Here is an 18,254-nt window from a genome sequence, read left to right on the forward strand (position 1 = left end):
ACAGTGAGGCGCCAATGATAGTGATTCTTATTGACTGTGTACAACCCTACTCCCGCCCAAAGGACGAACGAGATCGTCAAAACCGTAAGCAAAAAGTGTAAAGAACGTAAATTCAGTGCGAATAGTAATGTATCGCAATTGATATGAAGTCTTGTTCTCCCTATATTCCGCGGCCTCACCTCCTTGGGGAAAGGACACACTCATGCCGCGCACTTCGATAAAAACACCTGCCAGTTCACCACGTTTGCTGGCCTCGGCCATCGGCGTTGCCATCAGCGCCAGCGCTGCCGCCCAAATGGCGCAAGCTGCTGAAGACACCGAGCAGAAAGGCGAGCGCAACAGCATTTCCCTGGGAGCCACCAGCATCACCGGCCAGGAACAGGACAGCACGTCCTACCAGGTCGAAAAAGCCTCCTCGCAGAAGTACACCGCGCCGCTGGTAGATACTCCGCGCTCGGTCACCGTGGTGCCGCAGCAAGTGCTCAAGGACACCGCCGCCACTTCGTTGCAGGACGCCCTGCGCACCGTGCCGGGGATTACCTTCGGCGCCGGTGAAGGCGGCAACCCGCAGGGCGACCGCCCATTCATTCGCGGCTTTGACGCCCAGGGCGACACCTACCTCGACGGCGTACGCGACACCGGCGGCCAGAGCCGCGAGATCTTCGACATCGAATCCATCGAAGTCAGCAAAGGCCCCAACTCGTCATTCGGCGGCCGCGGCTCGGCCGGCGGCAGTCTCAACCTGGTGAGCAAGACGCCACAGGCGCGGGACTTCACCAACGGTGGCTTCACCTACGGCTCCGACCAGACCCGCCGCTATGTGCTCGACGTCAACCGTCAGTTCCTCGACAGCGCGGCCTTCCGCCTGAACCTGATGAGCCACGAACAGAACGTCGCCGGGCGTGATGCCGTCAACTACGACCGCTGGGGCGTGGCGCCGTCGCTGACCTTCGGCCTGGGCACCCCGACTCGGGTCAACCTCAGCTACTACCACATGGAAAGCAACGACCTGCCGGATTCGGGCATTCCGTATGGCTACAGCAACAGCGGCGCAAGAGCCGCCCACGTGCATGACAAGCCAACCGACGGCGGCGACAGCAACAACTTCTACGGCCTCAAGGATCGCGACTTCCGCAAGACCCGCGCCGACATCAGCACGTTCTCCATCGAGCACGACCTGAACGACAACATGACGCTGAAAAACACCCTGCGCCACGGCAACACCGGCCAGGACTATATCGTCACGCAACCCGACGACAGCCAGCACAACGTCAACCAGTTCGGCACCGTGTGGCGCCGCGCGAACACCCGCGTGTCCACCACCGAGACCACCACCAACCAGACCGATCTGTTTGGCAGCTTCCAGGCGCTGGGCTTCAAGAACACCTACTCCACCGGGCTGGAATTCACCGGCGAAGAAACCCGCTACAGCGGCTACACCGTCAGCCCGAACAGCAACCCCGGTTGCCCGGCGCCCGGCAAAGGCGGCCAGTGCACCTCGCTGGGCAACCCGAACCCGGACGATGCCTGGACCGGCAGCATTGCGCGCAACTACAACGGCACCAACACCAAGGCCACCAGCCGTGCCGCCTATGTGTTCGACACCATCGAGCTGGACCCGAAATGGCTGCTGAACGTCGGCCTGCGCTACGACACCTTCGACACCGTGGCCAACACCAATGCGGTGCCGACCGCCACCGTCAAGGCCCGCAGCAAGATCAAGAACGACAGCCAGTTCTTCAACTGGCAGGCGGGCCTGGTCTGGAAGCCGGTTGAAAACGGCAGCATCTATGCCTCCTACGCCACCTCAGCCTCACCGGCCGGCGGCCTGGTAGGTGAAGGCGCCGACGGCAACCCGCTGTCTGCCGGCGCCGCCACCAGCGACCTGAAACCGGAAGAGACCGTCAACTACGAGCTGGGCACCAAGTGGGACATGTTCCACGACCGCCTGTCCCTGACCGCCGCGGTGTTCCGCACCGAGAAGAAAAACACGCGGATCCTGGTGGACGCGCTGACCTATGAAAACGGTGGCGAATCCCGCGTCGACGGCCTGGAGCTTTCCGCCAGCGGCAAGCTGACCGATCAATGGCAAGTGTTCGCCGGCTACAGCTACCTGAAAAGCGAACTGGTGGACCCGGGCCTGAACGGTCGTAACGGTGTCGTCAGTGCCGGCTCGAACAAAGGCAACCAGATGCCCAACACGCCGAAGAACACCTTCAGCCTGTGGACGACGTATGACGTGACACCCAAGCTCACCATCGGCGGCGGCGCGTTCTATGTCGACGAGGTCTACGGCGATGCGGGCAACACCGTCTACGTGCCGTCCTACACCCGCTACGACGCCATGGCCAGCTACAAGCTGACCAAGAACGTCGACCTGCAGTTGAACGTGCAGAACCTCACCGACAAGACCTACTACGACAAGGCCTATGCCTCGCATTTTGCCAACCAGGCAGCCGGTCGTACGGCCCTGCTGACCACCAGTTTCCATTTCTAAACCGATACAAATGACTGCACGAAACCCCACGCATCGGATGCGTGGGGTTTTTGCGTGTAAAAAAGAATGTTTCTCGACAACTCGCGGCATAATGCGCGCCGTGAAACACCTAACCTGATGACGAGGCCGTACGACGTGTTGAAGAAAACCCTGTTCCAGTTGCATTGGTTCTTCGGCATTACCGCCGGGCTGGTGTTGGCCTTGATGGGGATCACCGGCGCAACGGTGTCGTTCCAGGATGAACTCATCGAGTTGCTGAACCCGACGGTGTTGACGGTGGAAAAGCGTCCGGCCGGGGTACTGCCGCCCGCTGAACTGGTGCACCTGCTGGAAGCCCGTGAAGGCAAAGTCGTGTCGATGCTCACGGTGCAGCCCGACAGCACCAACGCGGCCAAGGTCTGGTTCACCCCACCGCCCGGTGAACGTCGCGGGCAGATGCGCTACTTCGACCCGTACACCGGCGATTACCTGGGCGATGCCGTCGGCCAGGACTTCTTCGGCTTCGTGCTGCAACTGCACCGTTTCCTCGCCATCGGCGACACCGGCCGGCAAATCACCGGCGCCTGCACGCTGATCCTGGTGTTCTTCTGCCTCTCGGGCCTGTACCTGCGCTGGCCGCGCCAAGTGGCAAGCTGGCGTGCATGGCTGGCGGTGGACTGGCGCAAGAAAGGCCGTAGTTTCAACTGGGACCTGCACTCGGTGTTCGGCACCTGGTGCCTGCTGTTCTATCTTCTGGCGGCACTCACCGGACTGTTCTGGTCCTACGAGTGGTACAGCAACGGCATGACCAGACTGCTGTCCGACGCGCCGCAGAACGAACGCGTACGCAAGCGCGGCCCGGCCCCCGAAGGGCCTGCGCCGGTGGCCAATTACGCCGCGATCTGGAGCAGCATCTACAGCAACGCCGGCCCCGGCTTGAGCGGCTACAACATCCGCATGCCCGCGGTCGCCGGCCAACCCGCCACCGTCTACTACCTGCTGAAGACCTCGCCCCACGATCGCGCGCTGAACCAGATCAACCTCGACCCGGCCACCGGCGAAGTCAAATCCCATGACACCTACGCCGGCAAAAGCTTCAAGGCGCAGATCCTGACCAGTATCTATGCGCTGCACACCGGCAGCTACTTCGGCCTGCCCGGCCGGATCATCCTGACGTTCAGCGCGCTGCTGATGCCGCTGTTCTTCATCACCGGCTGGCTGTTGTACCTGGACCGCCGCCGCAAGAAACGCCAGGTGCGCGATGCCCGCAAAGGCCTGACCGGCAACCACAGCGACGCGCCGGCCTGGCTGATCGGCTTTGCCAGCCAGAGCGGCTTTGCCGAGCAACTGGCCTGGCAGACCGCCGGGCAGTTGCAGGCCGCCGGCGTGCCGGTGAACGTGCAGTCGCTGGGCAGCGTCAGCGAAGAGGATTTGCGCCAATCGAGCCATGCGCTGTTCGTGGTCAGCACCTTCGGCGACGGCGAGGCACCGGACAGCGCCCGCGGTTTCGAGCGCAGCGTGCTCGGCCAGGACCTGTCCCTCAAGGGCCTGAACTACTCGGTGTTGGCCCTGGGTGATCGCCAGTACCAACACTTCTGCGGCTTCGCCCGGCGCCTGCATTTCTGGCTGACCAACCAGGGTGGCAACCCGCTGTTCGCCCCGGTGGAAGTCGACAGCGGCGACACCGATGCGTTGCTGCACTGGCAACAACAACTGGGCCAACTGACCGGCCATGCACCCGCTGCGGCATGGGCCAGCGCGACCTATGAAAACTGGACCCTGAAGCAACGCACCCTGCTCAACCCGCACAGCAGTGGCTCCGGCGTCTATTTGCTCGGGCTCACCCCGCCAGCCCCCCGGGACTGGCTGGCCGGCGACCTGGTGGAAGTGCTGCCACGCAATTGCCCATGGGCCATCGAACACTTCCTGGAAGGCCTGGGACTGGCCGGCAGCGAAGGTGTGGTAGTCGACGGCCTTGCACACACCCTCGACCAGGCCATGGCCGGCCGCCAACTGCCGGACAATCGCGCACACCTGGTGGGCCTGCATGCCCAGGCGCTGGTCAATGCACTGGTGCCGCTGGGCATGCGCGAATACTCCATCGCCTCGATTGCCAGCGACGGTGTGCTGGAGCTGATCGTGCGCCAGGAGCGTCACCCCGATGGCAGCGTGGGCGTGGGTTCCGGCTGGTTGACCGAACATGCACCGCTGGGTTCGACCATCAGCCTGCGAGTGCGGCGCAACAGTGGTTTCCATCTGCCGACCGAGCCGCTCCCGATGATCCTGCTGGGCAACGGCACCGGCCTTGCCGGGTTGCGCAGCCTGCTCAAGGCGCGGGTTGCCGACGGCCAGCAGCGCAACTGGCTGCTGTTTGGCGAACGCAATATCGCCCATGACTACCACTGCCAGGACGAGCTGCAAGGCTGGCTGGCCAGCGGTGACCTGGCGCTACTGGACCTGGCCTTTTCCCGGGACCAGGCAGAGAAAATCTACGTGCAGGATCGCCTGCGCGAATCAGCGGATGTGCTGCGTAAATGGGTGGCCGATGGCGCCGCGATTTACGTCTGCGGCAGTTTGCAGGGGATGGCGGCGGGTGTGGATCAGGTGCTGCATGAGGTGCTGGGCAGTGAAGCCGTCGAACGTTTGATCGAGCAGGGCCGCTACCGCCGGGATGTTTACTGACCCCCTGAAGATACACCGATCAAAATGTGGGAGCGGGCTTGCTCGCGAAGGCAGTGGATCAGTCGATACATCTGTTGACTGACACACCGCCTTCGCGAGCAAGCCCGCTCCCACATTGGCTCTTCTTCAGTAGCTAGATTGCATTGCAATCACACTGGCGCCAGTTTCTGTTCAAACACCGAAACCCCATCCAGGTCCCGCAAAATCACCGTCAGCTCCGCCGTCTGCCCGTCAATCTGCACCTCGCCAAAAAACTGGAACCCGGCAAACGGCGAGCTGTTCTGCACCGTCGGCGCCTTCTCGAACACCACTTCCGGGCCAAAGGTTTTATCCAGCGGATTAGGCCCGAAACTCCCGGCATTCAACGGCCCGGCGACAAACTCCCAGAACGGCTCAAAATCCTGAAACGCCGCCCGATCCGGATGGTAATGATGGGCCGCGCAGTAATGCACATCCGCCGTCAGCCACACGTGATTACGCACCTGCTGCGCCCGCAGAAACGCGAGCAATTCGGCAATTTCCAACTCGCGCCCCTGGGCCGGGCCCGGGTCGCCGTTGGCGATCGCTTCCCAACGCGGCACGCCGGGGCTGACCTCACCGTCGGGCACTCCCAGGCCAATGGGCATGTCGGCGGCGATGACTTTCCACTGCGCCTGGGAGGCCTTCAATTCGCGCTTGAGCCAGTCCAGTTGCTCACGCCCAAGGAACGGTTTTTCACCGCCAAGGTTGTCATCGTTCGGCCCGCGATAGCTGCGCATGTCCAGCACAAACACATCCAGCAACGGGCCGTAGCCGAGCTTGCGATAAATCCGCCCGCCCTGGTCGGCGCTTTGCCGGCGCATCGGTGAATATTCCAGCCAGGCCTGGCGCGCACGGCCCACCAGGGTATTGATGTCGCGAGTCTTGTAGCGTTCATCCAGTTGCTTGCTCGGCGACCAGTTGTTGATCACCTCGTGGTCGTCCCACTGCCAGATCTGCGGCACTTCGGCGTTGAAGCGACGTACGTTCTCGTCCATCAGGTTGTAGCGGTAGTTGCCCCGGTATTCATTCAGGGTTTCAGCGACTTTGCTTTTGGCTTCGGTGGTGATGTTGCGCCAGATGCGTCCGTCCTCGGTGGTCAGTTGCGCGGGCACCGGGCCGTCGGCATAGATGGTGTCGCCGCTGTGAATGAAGAAGTCCGGCAGGCGCAGGCGCATGGCTTCGTAGATGCGCATGCCGCCGATGTCCGGGTTGATGCCGAAGCCCTGGCCGACGGTGTCGCCGCTCCACACAAAGCGGATATCCCGGCGCTGCTGCGGCACGCTGCGCAGGTGACCGAACCAGGGCTCGCTGGCCACGCCGGTCTGGGCATCTTCAAAGTGCACACGGTAGAAAATCGCCTGGTCGACGGGCAGGCCGGTGAGTTCGACACGGGCGGTGAAATCGGTGCGGCTGTCGGCCAGGGGCGAGACGAATTTGCGCGGGTTGCTGAATACGCTGCGGGTGTCCCACTCCACCACCATCCGGGCCGGGCGGTCGCTGCGGCTCCAGATCATCGCGCGGTCGCCCAGCAGGTCGCCGGACTGCACGCCGTCGGTGAGTTGCGGGCGATCCTTGACCGAGGCGATCACCGCAGGCGCGAGGCCCGGCAGCAACAGGCCGGCGCCGACGGCTTGCATCACGCGGCGGCGGCCGAGATTGAAGTGGCTCATGCGGGTTCCCTCTCGAACGGCAAAAGGGAAACTTAAGCATGACGGGATGAACGAGTTATGACACCGGCCTTATTGCTCACGGAGGTCAAATGTGGGAGCTGGCTTGCCTGCGATAGCCTCAACTCGGTTGCGCTGATACACCGAGGTGCCTGCATCGCAGGCAAGCCAGCTCCTACATGAACCGCGTTATGCCTGGGCGGGTGCGACAGAAAGTTCTACGGTCTCAGGGCGCTTGAGGAATGCATACACCACGGCAGTCAACAAACTGCCCGCCACGATCGCCAGCAGGTACAGCAGCGCATGGTTGATCGCATTCGGGATCAGCATCACAAACAATCCACCATGGGGCGCCATCAGCTTGCAGCCGAAATACATCGACAGCGCACCGGTCAGCGCACCGCCGGCGATGCTTGCCGGGATTACCCGCAGCGGGTCCTTGGCAGCAAACGGAATCGCGCCTTCAGAGATAAAGCACATGCCGAGGATCAGCGCGGCCTTGCCGGCTTCACGCTCGGTCTGGGCAAACTTGCGCCGCGCCAGGAAGGTGGCGATGCCCATGCCAATCGGCGGCACCATGCCGGCAGCCATGGTCGCGGCCATGGGTGCACCGCTTTGCGCTGCCAGCAGGCCGACGGAAAACGCGTAGGCTGCCTTGTTGATCGGGCCACCGAGATCGACGCACATCATGCCGCCCAGCAAGATGCCCAGCAGCACGGCGTTGGTGGTGCCCATGGTGCTGAGAAAATCCGTGAGGCCGGTGAGCATCTTCGCCACCGGCGGCCCTACCAGGTAAATCATCGCAAGACCCGTGAACAGGCTCGCCAGCAACGGGATGATCAGGATCGGCTTGAGGGCTTCCAGGCTCTGGGGCAAACGGATCGCGCGGCTGATGAATTTGACGCAGTAGCCGGCGAGAAAGCCGGCGAAGATCCCGCCGATAAACCCCGCGCCCAAGGTGCTGGCCAGCAGGCCACCGATCATGCCGGGGGCCAATCCAGGACGGTCGGCAATCGAGTAGGCGATGTAACCCGCCAGCAGCGGCACCATCAGCATGAACGCCTGGTCGCCGACGGTTTTCAGCGCTGCGGCAAGAGTGCCTTTTTCTTCAAAGGCATGAATGCCGAACACGAATGACAGGGCGATCAGCAGACCGCCCGCCACCACCATCGGCAGCATGAACGACACGCCGGTGAGCAAGTGTTTGTAGACACCGGTCTTCTCCGGTTTGGCAGCGGCACCACTGGCAGCGGATTCCTGCTTGCCTTCGGCCAGCGCCTTGTTGAGGGTCGCCTCGGATTGCTTGAGCGCGATCCCGGTGCCGCAGCGATAGATTTTCTTGCCGGCAAAGCGCTCGGTGGCGACTTCGATGTCGGCGGCGAGCAGCACAACGTCGGCGTCACGAATCGCCTCGGGACTCAGCGGCGTGCGGGCGCCCACGGAGCCCTGGGTTTCCACCTGCAAGTCATACCCGAGGCGCTTGGCGGTTTGCTGCAACGCTTCGGCAGCCATGAAGGTGTGGGCGACGCCGGTCGGGCACGCGGTGATCGCGACGATACGCGGCGTGCTTTTCGCCGGTGCCGCGTCAGCTACCTGCACCTGGGCCTCCTCGGCTCCGCGACGCAACACCGCGTCCACATCCTGCAACGCCTGGGCCGGCGTGCTGCGGAATACGCGTTTGCCGACAAAACGCTGCATGTCCACCGGCGTGCTGCTGACCAGCAATACCCACTCGGCGGCTTCAATGGTGGCCGCCGACAATTGGCGTTCCGGATGCTGCACGTCGACCACTTCGACGCTGGTGCTCCAGCCCTGGCGTTGCGCGGCGGCATCCAGCAAGCGGGCGCACAGCACACTGGTGACCATGCCGTTCGGGCAGGCAGTAACAATGGCTAACTTCATGACCAACCCTCTTATTGTTCTGTCAGCGGGCGCACGTGGACGCCGCTCTGCAAAGTCTCAAGCTGCGCTTCGTCGGTGATGCCAAAGCCGATCTGCGTGACCGCCATCGCGGCAATGGCGGTGGCGCGGCCCAGGGTCTGCTCCGGCGTGTCGCCACTGAGCAAACCGTGAAGCATCCCGGCCAGCAGCGAGTCGCCGGCACCTACGGTACTGGCCACGGTTACCTTGGGCGGGGTAGCGTGCAGCGCCGTTTCCGGGCTGTACCAGCTCACACCCGCGGCACCGTCGGAGACCACCACATGCTCAACGCCTTGCCGATGCAGTTGGCGGATGGCATCTGTGGAATGACCAAGGGCATCGGCCAGTTCTTCGGTATTGGGTTTGACCAACCACGGGCCGGCGTTCAATCCGGCGCGCAGCGCTTCGCCGCTGGTGTCCAGGGCGACTTTCAAGCCGAGGTTTTTCAGTTGCTGCAGCAGGCCCTGGAACCACTGAGGGGTGATGCCGCGTGGCAGGCTGCCGGCCACGACGACGGCGTCGTAGCCGGGAGCAATCCGCGCCAGTTGCTCAAGCAGTGCGTGTTGCGCCTGCTCGCTGACCAACGGGCCCGGCGCATTGACATCCGTGACCCGCCCGTCCTGCTCGGCGATCTTGATATTGCTGCGGGTTTCGCCCGGCACGCGAATAAAGGCATCGGTAAAACCGCGACGGGCAATCAGCATCTCGAATGCCTGGGGATTGTCCTCACCAAGAAAGCCGCCCACGGTCACCTGATGACCAAGGTCGGCCAGCACCTGGGCGACGTTCACGCCCTTGCCGGCAGCGTGGGTGATCATCGCTTCGCTGCGATTGACCTCGCCCGGTTCCAGGCGCGCCAGGCGCACCGTCAGGTCCAATGCCGGGTTCAGCGTCAGGCTTAAAATCCTTGCCATTTACACGGCCTCCACAAGCGCACGCACTTCGGCGGGAGAACCCACCGCCAGGGCTTTTTGTGCCAGGCCCTGGGCCTCGCTCAGACTGAATTCACGCACCCGTGCCTTGACCTCGGGAATGCTGCGCGCCGAGACGCTCAGCTCATCCACTCCCAGGCCGATCAGCACCGGAACTGCCAACGGGTCGGCTGCCAGCTCGCCGCACACGCCGACCCATTTGCCATGGGCATGGGCGGCGCGCACGGTGATGTCGATCAGTTGCAACACCGCCGGATGCAGGCCGTCAGCCTGGGCCGACAGCGTCGGATGGCCACGGTCGATGGCCAAGGTGTATTGGGTCAGGTCGTTGGTGCCGACGCTGAAGAAGTCCACTTCCTTGGCCAGTACCGGCGCCAGCAACGCGGCCGACGGCACTTCGATCATGATCCCCAGTTGCAGGTCGGCCACCGGGATTTCCAGGCGCAGGCGCTCGGTCATGTCCCGGGCCTGGCGCCACTCGTCAACACTGCCAACCATCGGGAACATGATGCGCAGTGGACGGTTGTCTGCCGAACGCAACAGTGCGCGCAATTGCGCTTCCATGATCTGCGGGCGTTGCAGGGTCAGGCGAATGCCGCGCACGCCGAGGAAGGGGTTTTCTTCCTTGGCGATCGGCCAGTACGGCAGCGGTTTGTCGCCGCCCACATCAAGGGTGCGCACCACCAGCGGCCGGCCGCCGAGGCCGTCGAGCACGCGGCGGTATTCGGCTTCCTGGGTGGCTTCGTCGGGCGCTTGTTTGTGGGCCATGAAAATCAGTTCGGTGCGCAGCAGACCGATGCCTTCGGCGCCCTGCTCCACCGCGCCGGCAACCCCGGCGCTTTCGCCGATATTGGCGAATACTTCGACGGCATGGCCATCGCGGGTCAGGGCCGGTTCATGGCGTTGCGCGGCGGCGGCTTGCAGACGTTGTTCGCGGGTGTCGCGTTCGACGGTGGCGCGCTGCAAGGTGGCGGCGTCGGCGTCCACATGCAGGCGACCGCGCTGGCCATCCAGCAACAACGGCGTGCCCGAAGCCAACAGCAATACAGCAGGGCCTGCACCCACCAGCGCGGGAATGCCCAACGCGCGGGCGACGATGGCGCTGTGGGCGGTGGCGCCGCCACGGGCAGTGAGGATGCCGGCGACACGCACCGGGTCCAGGCGCGCCACGTCCGAGGGACCCACTTCGTCCATCACCAGGATGTAGGGTTCGTCGGGCTCCTGGGCGGTTTCGACGCCGCACAGTTGCGCCAGCACGCGGCGGCCAATGTCACGCAGATCGGCAGCGCGCTCGGCGAGCAAGGCGTCCTGCAGCGACTCCTGCTGTTTGGCGGCGGCTTCGATCACGCTCATCCACGCGGCTTCGGCGCTTTCGCCCTGCTTGAGGCGCGTCTCGACTTCGTCGGTCAGTTCCGGGTCGTCGAGCATCTCCTGGTGGGTGATGAAGATCTCGCGGATGGCCTTGGACTTGCTGCGCTCGATCAGGCCCTGGATGTCCCGGCGCACGTCGGTCAACGCCGCGTGCAGGCGCTGGCGCTCGATCACCGGCGACTCGCCGCGCAGCGGGTATTCGAAAGGTTGCAGCACCTGGATATGCGCCGGGCCAATCGCAATGCCGGGGGCGGCGGCGATGGCCTGGATCAGGCTGCCGGACACTGGCGCGCTGATCACCGGTTCGATCTCGACCACGGCTTGTTGGGCGCTGACTGCCGGCAGCGGCTCGACTTCTTCGCCGAGGCCGTCTTCCACTGCCGCCAGCAAGGCGGGCAAGGCGTCACCGGCAATGGTTGGCTCGGCGACAAACTCCAGTACCTGGCCGCGACGCGCACCGAGGCTGAGCAACTTGCTCAGGCTTTTTACCGATACCGCGCCGACGTCTACATCGACGATGCGCACACGGATTTCACCGGCAAAACTTTTCGCCAATTGCGCGAGGATCTTCGCCGGGCGCGCATGCAGCCCGTGGGCGTTGGCCAGGGCAATGCGCACGCTTGGCCAGTCGGCTGGCAGTTCACCGCCGAGCACTTCCAGTACGGCGCGGCTGCTGGTGGCGCGGCCGAGTTCCTGGCCACGGCCTTCGATCAGCAAGGCACACAGGCGTTCGAGCAAGGTCTGGTGGGCCTCGCCGAGGCTGGCCAGGCAGAACAGGCCGCTCAAGGGCTGGCCCAGGTAACGCATGGGTTTGTCCGGGGTGACGAAGGCCAGGCCGGGACGCTTCACTGTCTGCTCGCTGTGCAGCCACCACAGGCCATCGCCCAGGGGCAGCGCGTCGACTTGTTGCAGCACGGCGGCAAAGCCATTGCTCACGCAATCGGCCTGGCGCAGCAGGCGTGCGCCTCTCCACACCAGTTCTTCGAAATCATCAGCCGACACGCCCAGGCCAATCATCTGTGCGTCCAGCGCCAGCTCCTGCGGCGCGCCTTGCAGCAGTTTCAGCAAGGCCTCGGCAGAACTGGCGCGGCGCAGGGCCTGGCCCAGGTCGGTCTCGCCAAGGGCACGGGTCAGCAGTTGCAGCAGGCGCAGGTGTTCGTCGGATTTGGCGGCAATGCCGATCGCCAGGTAAACGATCTGGCCATCGCCCCAATCCACGCCGTCGGGAAATTGCAGCAGGCGCACGCCGGTGGCGAACACCTGGTCGCGTGTTTCGGGGGTGCCGTGGGGGATGGCGATACCCTGGCCGAGAAAGGTCGAGCCTTGGGCTTCACGCGCTTGCAAGCCACTGAGGTAACCCTCGGCGACCAGGCCATCGGCCACCAGTTTTTCAGCGAGCAGTTGCAAGGCAGCAGACTTATCCACAGCCGTCTGGCCCATGGATATCTGCTCGTGGGTGAGCTCAAGCATGCCGTTCTCCTAGTTAGTGCGGCGGGCGCACTAGGTATTATTTTGAATAAATCAGTGCAAAAGCGTTCGAATAAAATTGACTGAGTGGTCAGTTGGCAGGACCACACTCGTCGCGATAATCGTAAAAATACGCTTGCTGAAACGTTTAATCTAGAATTTATGGCAGATTACGCGTTAATTTCCCATGATTGAAGAGCCACTCGGCTGTTGAGTTGCGACAATGGTCGCCTGCAGTAATCGGTTACGATTGGACAAAATGTCGGGGCAAGCTCTAAAAAACAAGGAAATCCCGGTTTGAAACTCAGTGATATCGCGCGCATTGCCGGTGTGTCTGTGACCACCGCCAGCTACGTCATCAATGGCAAGGCCGAACAGCAACGGATCAGCAGCGCAACCGTCGAACGGGTGCGCGCCGTGGTTGAAGAACATGGCTTTACGCCCAACCCCCAGGCCGCCGGGCTGCGCAGCCGGCACACCCGTACCCTGGGTTTTATCCTGCCGGACCTGGAAAACCCCAGTTACGCACGCATCGCCAAGCTGCTCGAACAAGGCGCCCGTGCCCGCGGCTATCAATTGCTGATCGCCAGCTCCGACGACGACGCCAACAGTGAGCGGCAACTGCTGCAACTGTTCCGCGCCCGCCGTTGCGATGCGCTGTTTGTCGCCAGCTGCCTGCCGGCCACCGACGACAGCTACCGCGAACTGCAAGCCAAGGGTTTGCCGGTGATCGCCATCGACCGGGTGATGGAGTCTACGCAGTTTTGCTCGGTGGTCAGCGATGATCGCCAGGCCTGCCAGCAATTGACCAGCAGCCTGCTGCACCCGCTGCCCAAGCAGATCGTGTTGATCGGCGCGCGGCCAGAGCTGAGCATCAGCCAGGAACGTACCGCCGGTTTCAAGCAAGCGCTGAAAGACTTCAGCGGCGAAGTGCTGATCGAACAAGGCGAGTCGTTCAGCCGCGACTGTGGCCGACAGCTGATGGAGCAGTTGCTGCAAAGCCTGGGGCATTTGCCTGACGCACTGGTAACTACGTCCTACGTCCTGCTGCAAGGGGTGTTTGACGCGCTGCATGACTTCCCGCTCAAATCCCGGCCACTGCGACTGGGGACGTTTGGCGACACCCAACTGCTGGATTTCCTGCCGCTGCCGGTGAATGCCATGGCCCAGCAGCATCAGTTGATTGCCGACACCGCGCTGCGCCTGGCGCTGGCGGCCATTGAAGAACAGCACTACGAACCCGGCGTGCATGCCATCGGCCGAACGTTCAAGCAGCGGATTCACTCGGAGTAAGCGGTGTGGAGCTGATCGACAGCCACACCCATCTGGATTTTCCGGACTTCGATACGGACCGCCGCGAAGTCCTGAGCCGCAGTCGCCGCCTGGGCGTGCGCAGGATGGTGGTGCTCGGGGTCTACCAGCAGAATTGGCAACGGTTGTGGGACCTGGTGCAAACCGACGCGGATTTATTCGCCGCCTTCGGCCTGCACCCGGTGTATCTCGACGACCATCGCCCCGCCGACCTGACGGAACTGGGCGACTGGCTGACCCGCCTGAACGGCCACCGGCAACTGTGCGCGGTGGGCGAAATCGGCCTGGATTATTTCCTCGAACAGCTGGACCGCGAACGCCAGCAAAGCCTGTTTGAAGCGCAACTGAAGCTGGCGGTGGACTTCCAACTGCCGGCGCTGCTGCATGTGCGCCGCAGCCACGCTGCCGTGATCGCCACTCTCAAGCGCATTCGGCTGCCACGGGGCGGAATCATCCACGCATTTGCCGGCAGCCAGGAAGAGGCCCGCGAGTACATCAAGCTCGGCTTCAAACTGGGCCTGGGCGGCGCGGCCACGTGGCCGCAAGCCCTGCGCATGCACAAGGTGATCGCCCGGCTGCCGCTGGAAAGCGTGGTACTGGAAACCGACTCACCGGACATGGCCCCCGTGATGTACCCCGGCCAGCGCAACAGCCCCGAACACCTGCCAGACATCTGCGCCGCCCTGGCGGAGCGTATGGGCATCAGCTCCTCAGCGCTGGCCGAGGCGAGCACCCGCAATGCCTGCGAGCTGTTCAACTGGTAGGCGCCCATCCCCGATGCATGCCTGGCCATGCCTCACACTCGAAAGGCCCCGATCAACTGCTTCAGCTCGATCACTTGCAAGGACAACTGCCGGCTGGCCTCTTCAGTCTGGTGCGCGCCCTGCGCTGCATGTTCACCGGCGCGATTGATCTCGACGATGTTCTGATCGATGTCATGGGCCACGGCAGTCTGCTGTTCGACGGCGGCGGCAATCTGCTGGTTCTGGTCGACGATCATGCCTACCGCGCCGAGGATGTTTTCGAGGGCCTGCTGGACTTTTTCCGACTGCCCCACCGTGCCATTGGCCATCTCGTGGCTGGTGCCCATGGCCTTCACCGCAGCGCCGACACCGCTGTGGAGCTTGGCAATCATCTGCTCGATCTCTTCGGTGGAGTGCTGGGTGCGCCGGGCCAAAGTGCGCACTTCATCGGCCACCACGGCGAAACCGCGTCCTTGCTCACCCGCGCGCGCGGCCTCGATGGCGGCATTCAACGCCAGCAGATTGGTCTGTTCGGCAATGCTCTTGATCACTTCCAGCACGCGACTGATGGATTGGCTGTCGATGGCCAATTGGTTGATGACCCGTACCGATTGATCGATCTCCGAAGCCAACGCCGCGATACTGCCTTGCTGGGACTGCACCAGGCCGCGTCCGCTGACGGTTTCATCGTTGACGCTGTGAGCGCTGCTGACCGCCGCCGCCGCGCTGCGCGCCACTTCCTGGGCAGTGGAGGACATCTGGTTCATGGCGGTCGCCACCTGCTCGATCTGGCTGCGTTGGCCGGACACGGCCTGGTTGCTGCTGGCCGAGACTGACTCCACTTGTCCGGCCTGGTGTTCGACCTGGTTGACGGTGTGCCCTACCCGCTCGATCAGGTCATGGATCTTGGCCACGGTAGCGTTGAACACCTGGCCCAAATCCCCCAGTTCGTCGCGGCTGTGGGCGATGAAGGTGACGGTCATGTCACCGGCCGCCACCTTGTCCATCGTCGCCCCCAGGCGGCGCAAGGTGGTGCGGGTGGAGGCGTAGAAACCGGCATACAAATAGAAGATCAGCAAAAACACCGACGCCAGTGCCGCCACCAATCCGATCATGTGCGTGCGGTTTTCTGACAGGCGTTGCTCCAGTTGCTGCTCGAGAAAGGTCAGGGTGGCTTCGTCGAGCTGATAGGTCTTGGCCATCAACGTGCTGACGTCGTCGTAGAAGTCTTGCCATGGGGCGTCGAGGGTTTCGGCCATGACGACCTGCTCTTCGAACAACTCACTGCCTTGCTTGAGGCTGGCCTTGCTCGCGTCCGCCAGGCTCGCCAATGCTGCGTGGGCTGGCTTGCTGGAGCCGAGGGCATCCTGCAGTTTCAGGCCGTATTCCGCCTGGAGCTTTTCCAGTTGCTGCAGCAACTCGTCAAAACGAGTGCTGGACGACGAATTGAGAAAACCCTGGCCCAACGAATAAGCCCCCATGGCCCGGCCTTCCCCCAGGGTCTGGGTGACTTGCGGGGTGACGCTGGTGATCAGCTCACTGAGTTGGCGCAGGTCGCCCTGGGGGTCACGGCTCAAACCCGACTGGCTGGCGATGATCTGGCTGAGCATCTGCGCCTTGTTGAGGAGTTTGCCGATCAGCGCGCTTTTGCTGAGCAGTGAAGTTTCCTGTTGCTGGGCCTTGAAGGCGGCGATCATTTCATCGCGCTTGGCTTCGAAGGCGGCGGCCTGTTCTGGGTCGGCGGACAGGGCGTGGAAGCTTTGCAGGCGCTGCAGCAGGCTGTCTTCGAGGGCGGTGATTTTGTTTTCGATATCACCGGCCTTGCCTGATTGGCCGAGGGTTGCGTTGATCTGTACCTGGTTGTTCAGGGTTTCCAGGTCGCGGCGCAGGGCCAGGCTGCTGCCCAGCAGGTCGAGGCTTTGCAGCTCGATGCGAGTGCCCTGGAATTCTCGCCAGGAATCGCGCACCAGGTAGTAGTTGGTGGCCAGCATCGGCAACAGGAACAGCACGCTGATAAGGCTGAACTTCATGCCGAAGGTCAGGCGGTTCATGAACGCGACGGCGGGATAGAGCAAGCTCTTCACAGGTGAACTCCCTTTTCTTTTATTTTTATTGAGGGCGCAGGGCGGCGGCAGATAGCCACTATTTGGCGCTCTGTCTGTATAGCTCAATTCGAAAAGGAGGTTTGTAACTTAAGGTTAACGAGGTAGGAGCGAGCTTGCCCGCTCCTACAGGGGGGGCAAATCAGGGCAGCACGGTCCAGATGGCAAAGCCGGCGTACCACAGCACGGCGGCACGCAGCAGCAACTCCCAGATACGATCAAGGCTGTTGATGCCCTCGGCGCCTACCACCGGTGGCGGGATCTCCGCGGCCACCAGGCCCACCTTCTCCACCAGTTGCGCAGCACTGATGTCCCAGCTCAGCAGCTCATGCAGCATCACCCGGCCGACCGCCACAAAGTTGCCGACCAGGGCGAAACTCGCCGCCAGCAAACGTACCGGCAACCAGTCGAAGGCATGGCGCAATTGCCCGGCACGCTCGGCCACCAGTGGGTTCTTGCTGTTCTCGGTCGCCAGCGCCAGCAGACGGTAGGCCAGGGCGGCCACCGGCCCGAGGAGGAAGTACCAGAAAATCACCGCGAAGAAGCTTTGGTAGGCCTGCCACAACAGATGGCCCTGGACCCGCTCCAGCAACTGCTCACCGCTGTCGGCGCTGATGCTCAAGTCACGTTCGGCCACATGTTCGGCCGCTTGCAGGTCACCCCGGCGCCAGGCATCACGGAACGGGCCCAATCCGGCCAGGAGATCGCCACGGCCCAGGCTGTAGATCACCACCAGCAGGTGCACCGGCAGCGCCAACAGGCCATAGGCCACTGGCTCCAGCACCAGCAACAACAACGCAAGCAAGGCCACCGGCAGCAGCACCAGCAATGTGAGGATCAGCCACGGCTGCTTGCCCAGGCTGGCGCTCGACTCCAGCTTGGCCAGTTCCCGCAACCAACCGCCATCACGTTGTATACGATGACGCAGGGCCGAGAACTTCTCGATCCATACCGCCAGCACCAACACCAGAAAACTCATTGTGCGTGTCCTCCATCCTGCAAGGCGCTGCGAAAGCGCGCCCAATCAAATTCGGGTCCGGGGTCGGTCTTGCGTCCCGGGGCGATATCGCTATGGCCACAAATGCGCTGGCGGGTAATGCCCGTGTACGCCGCCAGTAACTGGCGCGTCAGGGCGATCAGGGATTGATACTGGGCATCGGTGAAGGGCAGGTCATCAGTGCCCTCCAACTCGATCCCCAGGGAAAAGTCGTTACACGTCTCACGCCCCTCGAAGCTCGATACCCCGGCATGCCAGGCCCGGTCCCGGCACGAGACAAACTGCGTCACCGCGCCATCACGCTCAATCAGAAAATGCGCAGAAACCCGTAGGTCGGCAATACCTTCAAAGTAGGGATGTTCCGTGACATCCAGGCGATTCTGGAAAAACTCGTGCACCTTGCCGGTGGCGAATTGCGCCGGTGGCAGGCTGATGTTGTGCACCACCAACAGGGAAATCTCGCCACCGGGGCGCTCGTTGAAGTTGGGCGAGGGGCAATGGCGAATGCCCTGGCACCAACCGCTGGCGGGGTCCAACTGCATACTGGTTCCTTGAACGAGGCTGG

The 18,254-nt window shown here is 63.1% G+C and carries 11 protein-coding genes; 4 read left to right on the forward strand and 7 right to left on the reverse strand.

Going from position 1 to position 18,254, the window contains the following annotated elements; all coding sequences use genetic code 11:
- Positions 1-202: 202 nt before the first annotated feature.
- Both V6607_RS28360 and V6607_RS28365 read left to right on the forward strand, forming a co-directional pair.
- Entirely contained in the window at positions 203-2,497 is a 2,295-nt protein-coding gene (locus V6607_RS28360; protein ID WP_134327325.1) for a TonB-dependent siderophore receptor, read from the forward strand.
- A 135-nt stretch (positions 2,498-2,632) separates the two neighbouring features.
- The gene (locus V6607_RS28365; protein ID WP_134327702.1) at positions 2,633-5,158 is read left to right on the forward strand and encodes a sulfite reductase flavoprotein subunit alpha; all 2,526 of its coding nucleotides are present in this window, start codon (positions 2,633-2,635) and stop codon (positions 5,156-5,158) included.
- 149 nt (positions 5,159-5,307) lie between these two features.
- On the opposite strand, the gene V6607_RS28370 is transcribed toward V6607_RS28365, so the two are convergent.
- The 4 genes from V6607_RS28370 to ptsP all read right to left on the reverse strand — a co-directional run bounded on the left by V6607_RS28370 (position 5,308) and on the right by ptsP (position 12,539).
- Complete coding sequence (locus V6607_RS28370) at positions 5,308-6,849, reverse strand: alkaline phosphatase D family protein (protein ID WP_008437279.1); 1,542 nt, start codon at positions 6,847-6,849, stop codon at positions 5,308-5,310.
- Positions 6,850-7,035: 186 nt separating this feature from the next.
- Complete coding sequence (locus tag V6607_RS28375) at positions 7,036-8,748, reverse strand: PTS fructose-like transporter subunit IIB (RefSeq protein ID WP_008437280.1); 1,713 nt, start codon at positions 8,746-8,748, stop codon at positions 7,036-7,038.
- An 11-nt stretch (positions 8,749-8,759) separates the two neighbouring features.
- Positions 8,760-9,680 (reverse strand): 1-phosphofructokinase, encoded by a 921-nt coding sequence (pfkB, locus tag V6607_RS28380; RefSeq protein ID WP_003215949.1) that lies wholly within the window; start codon positions 9,678-9,680, stop codon positions 8,760-8,762.
- Positions 9,681-12,539 carry a phosphoenolpyruvate--protein phosphotransferase gene (ptsP, locus tag V6607_RS28385; protein ID WP_134327327.1) on the reverse strand — a complete coding sequence of 953 codons (2,859 nt, stop codon included), beginning with the start codon at positions 12,537-12,539 and terminating at the stop codon, positions 9,681-9,683. It abuts the gene before it with no gap.
- A 294-nt stretch (positions 12,540-12,833) separates the two neighbouring features.
- Here ptsP and cra point away from each other — a divergent pair, with 294 nt between their 5' ends.
- Together cra and V6607_RS28395 are read left to right on the forward strand one after the other, a co-directional pair.
- Complete coding sequence (cra, locus tag V6607_RS28390; RefSeq protein WP_003215943.1) at positions 12,834-13,829, forward strand: catabolite repressor/activator; 996 nt, start codon at positions 12,834-12,836, stop codon at positions 13,827-13,829.
- 5 nt (positions 13,830-13,834) lie between these two features.
- Positions 13,835-14,611 carry a TatD family hydrolase gene (locus tag V6607_RS28395; protein WP_134327328.1) on the forward strand — a complete coding sequence of 259 codons (777 nt, stop codon included), beginning with the start codon at positions 13,835-13,837 and terminating at the stop codon, positions 14,609-14,611.
- A 32-nt stretch (positions 14,612-14,643) separates the two neighbouring features.
- Here V6607_RS28395 and V6607_RS28400 read toward each other — a convergent pair whose 3' ends face one another.
- The 3 genes from V6607_RS28400 to ampD all read right to left on the reverse strand — a co-directional run bounded on the left by V6607_RS28400 (position 14,644) and on the right by ampD (position 18,231).
- Positions 14,644-16,674: a methyl-accepting chemotaxis protein gene (locus tag V6607_RS28400; protein WP_134327329.1), complete on the reverse strand. Its 2,031-nt coding sequence runs from the start codon at positions 16,672-16,674 to the stop codon at positions 14,644-14,646.
- A 160-nt stretch (positions 16,675-16,834) separates the two neighbouring features.
- The gene (ampE, locus tag V6607_RS28405) at positions 16,835-17,671 is read right to left on the reverse strand and encodes a regulatory signaling modulator protein AmpE (protein WP_003215936.1); all 837 of its coding nucleotides are present in this window, start codon (positions 17,669-17,671) and stop codon (positions 16,835-16,837) included.
- Positions 17,668-18,231, reverse strand: a complete 564-nt coding sequence (gene ampD / locus V6607_RS28410; RefSeq protein WP_003215934.1) for a 1,6-anhydro-N-acetylmuramyl-L-alanine amidase AmpD — start codon at positions 18,229-18,231, stop codon at positions 17,668-17,670. Before ampD ends, ampE begins: the two co-directional genes overlap by 4 nt.
- Between the last annotated feature and the right edge of the window lie 23 nt (positions 18,232-18,254).

This window comes from Pseudomonas sp. KK18, assembly GCF_037094675.1.
Taxonomy (GTDB): domain Bacteria; phylum Pseudomonadota; class Gammaproteobacteria; order Pseudomonadales; family Pseudomonadaceae; genus Aquipseudomonas.

Excerpts from the sequence above, each read along its gene's own strand:
- pfkB (WP_003215949.1), bottom strand. The coding sequence starts at position 9,680 with ATGGCAAGGATTTTAAGCCTGACGCTGAACCCGGCATTGGACCTGACG.
- ptsP (WP_134327327.1), bottom strand. The coding sequence starts at position 12,539 with ATGCTTGAGCTCACCCACGAGCAGATATCCATGGGCCAGACGGCTGTG.
- ampD (WP_003215934.1), bottom strand. The coding sequence starts at position 18,231 with ATGCAGTTGGACCCCGCCAGCGGTTGGTGCCAGGGCATTCGCCATTGC.
- V6607_RS28375 (WP_008437280.1), bottom strand. The coding sequence starts at position 8,748 with ATGAAGTTAGCCATTGTTACTGCCTGCCCGAACGGCATGGTCACCAGT.
- V6607_RS28360 (WP_134327325.1), top strand. The coding sequence starts at position 203 with ATGCCGCGCACTTCGATAAAAACACCTGCCAGTTCACCACGTTTGCTG.
- V6607_RS28370 (WP_008437279.1), bottom strand. The coding sequence starts at position 6,849 with ATGAGCCACTTCAATCTCGGCCGCCGCCGCGTGATGCAAGCCGTCGGC.
- ampE (WP_003215936.1), bottom strand. The coding sequence starts at position 17,671 with ATGAGTTTTCTGGTGTTGGTGCTGGCGGTATGGATCGAGAAGTTCTCG.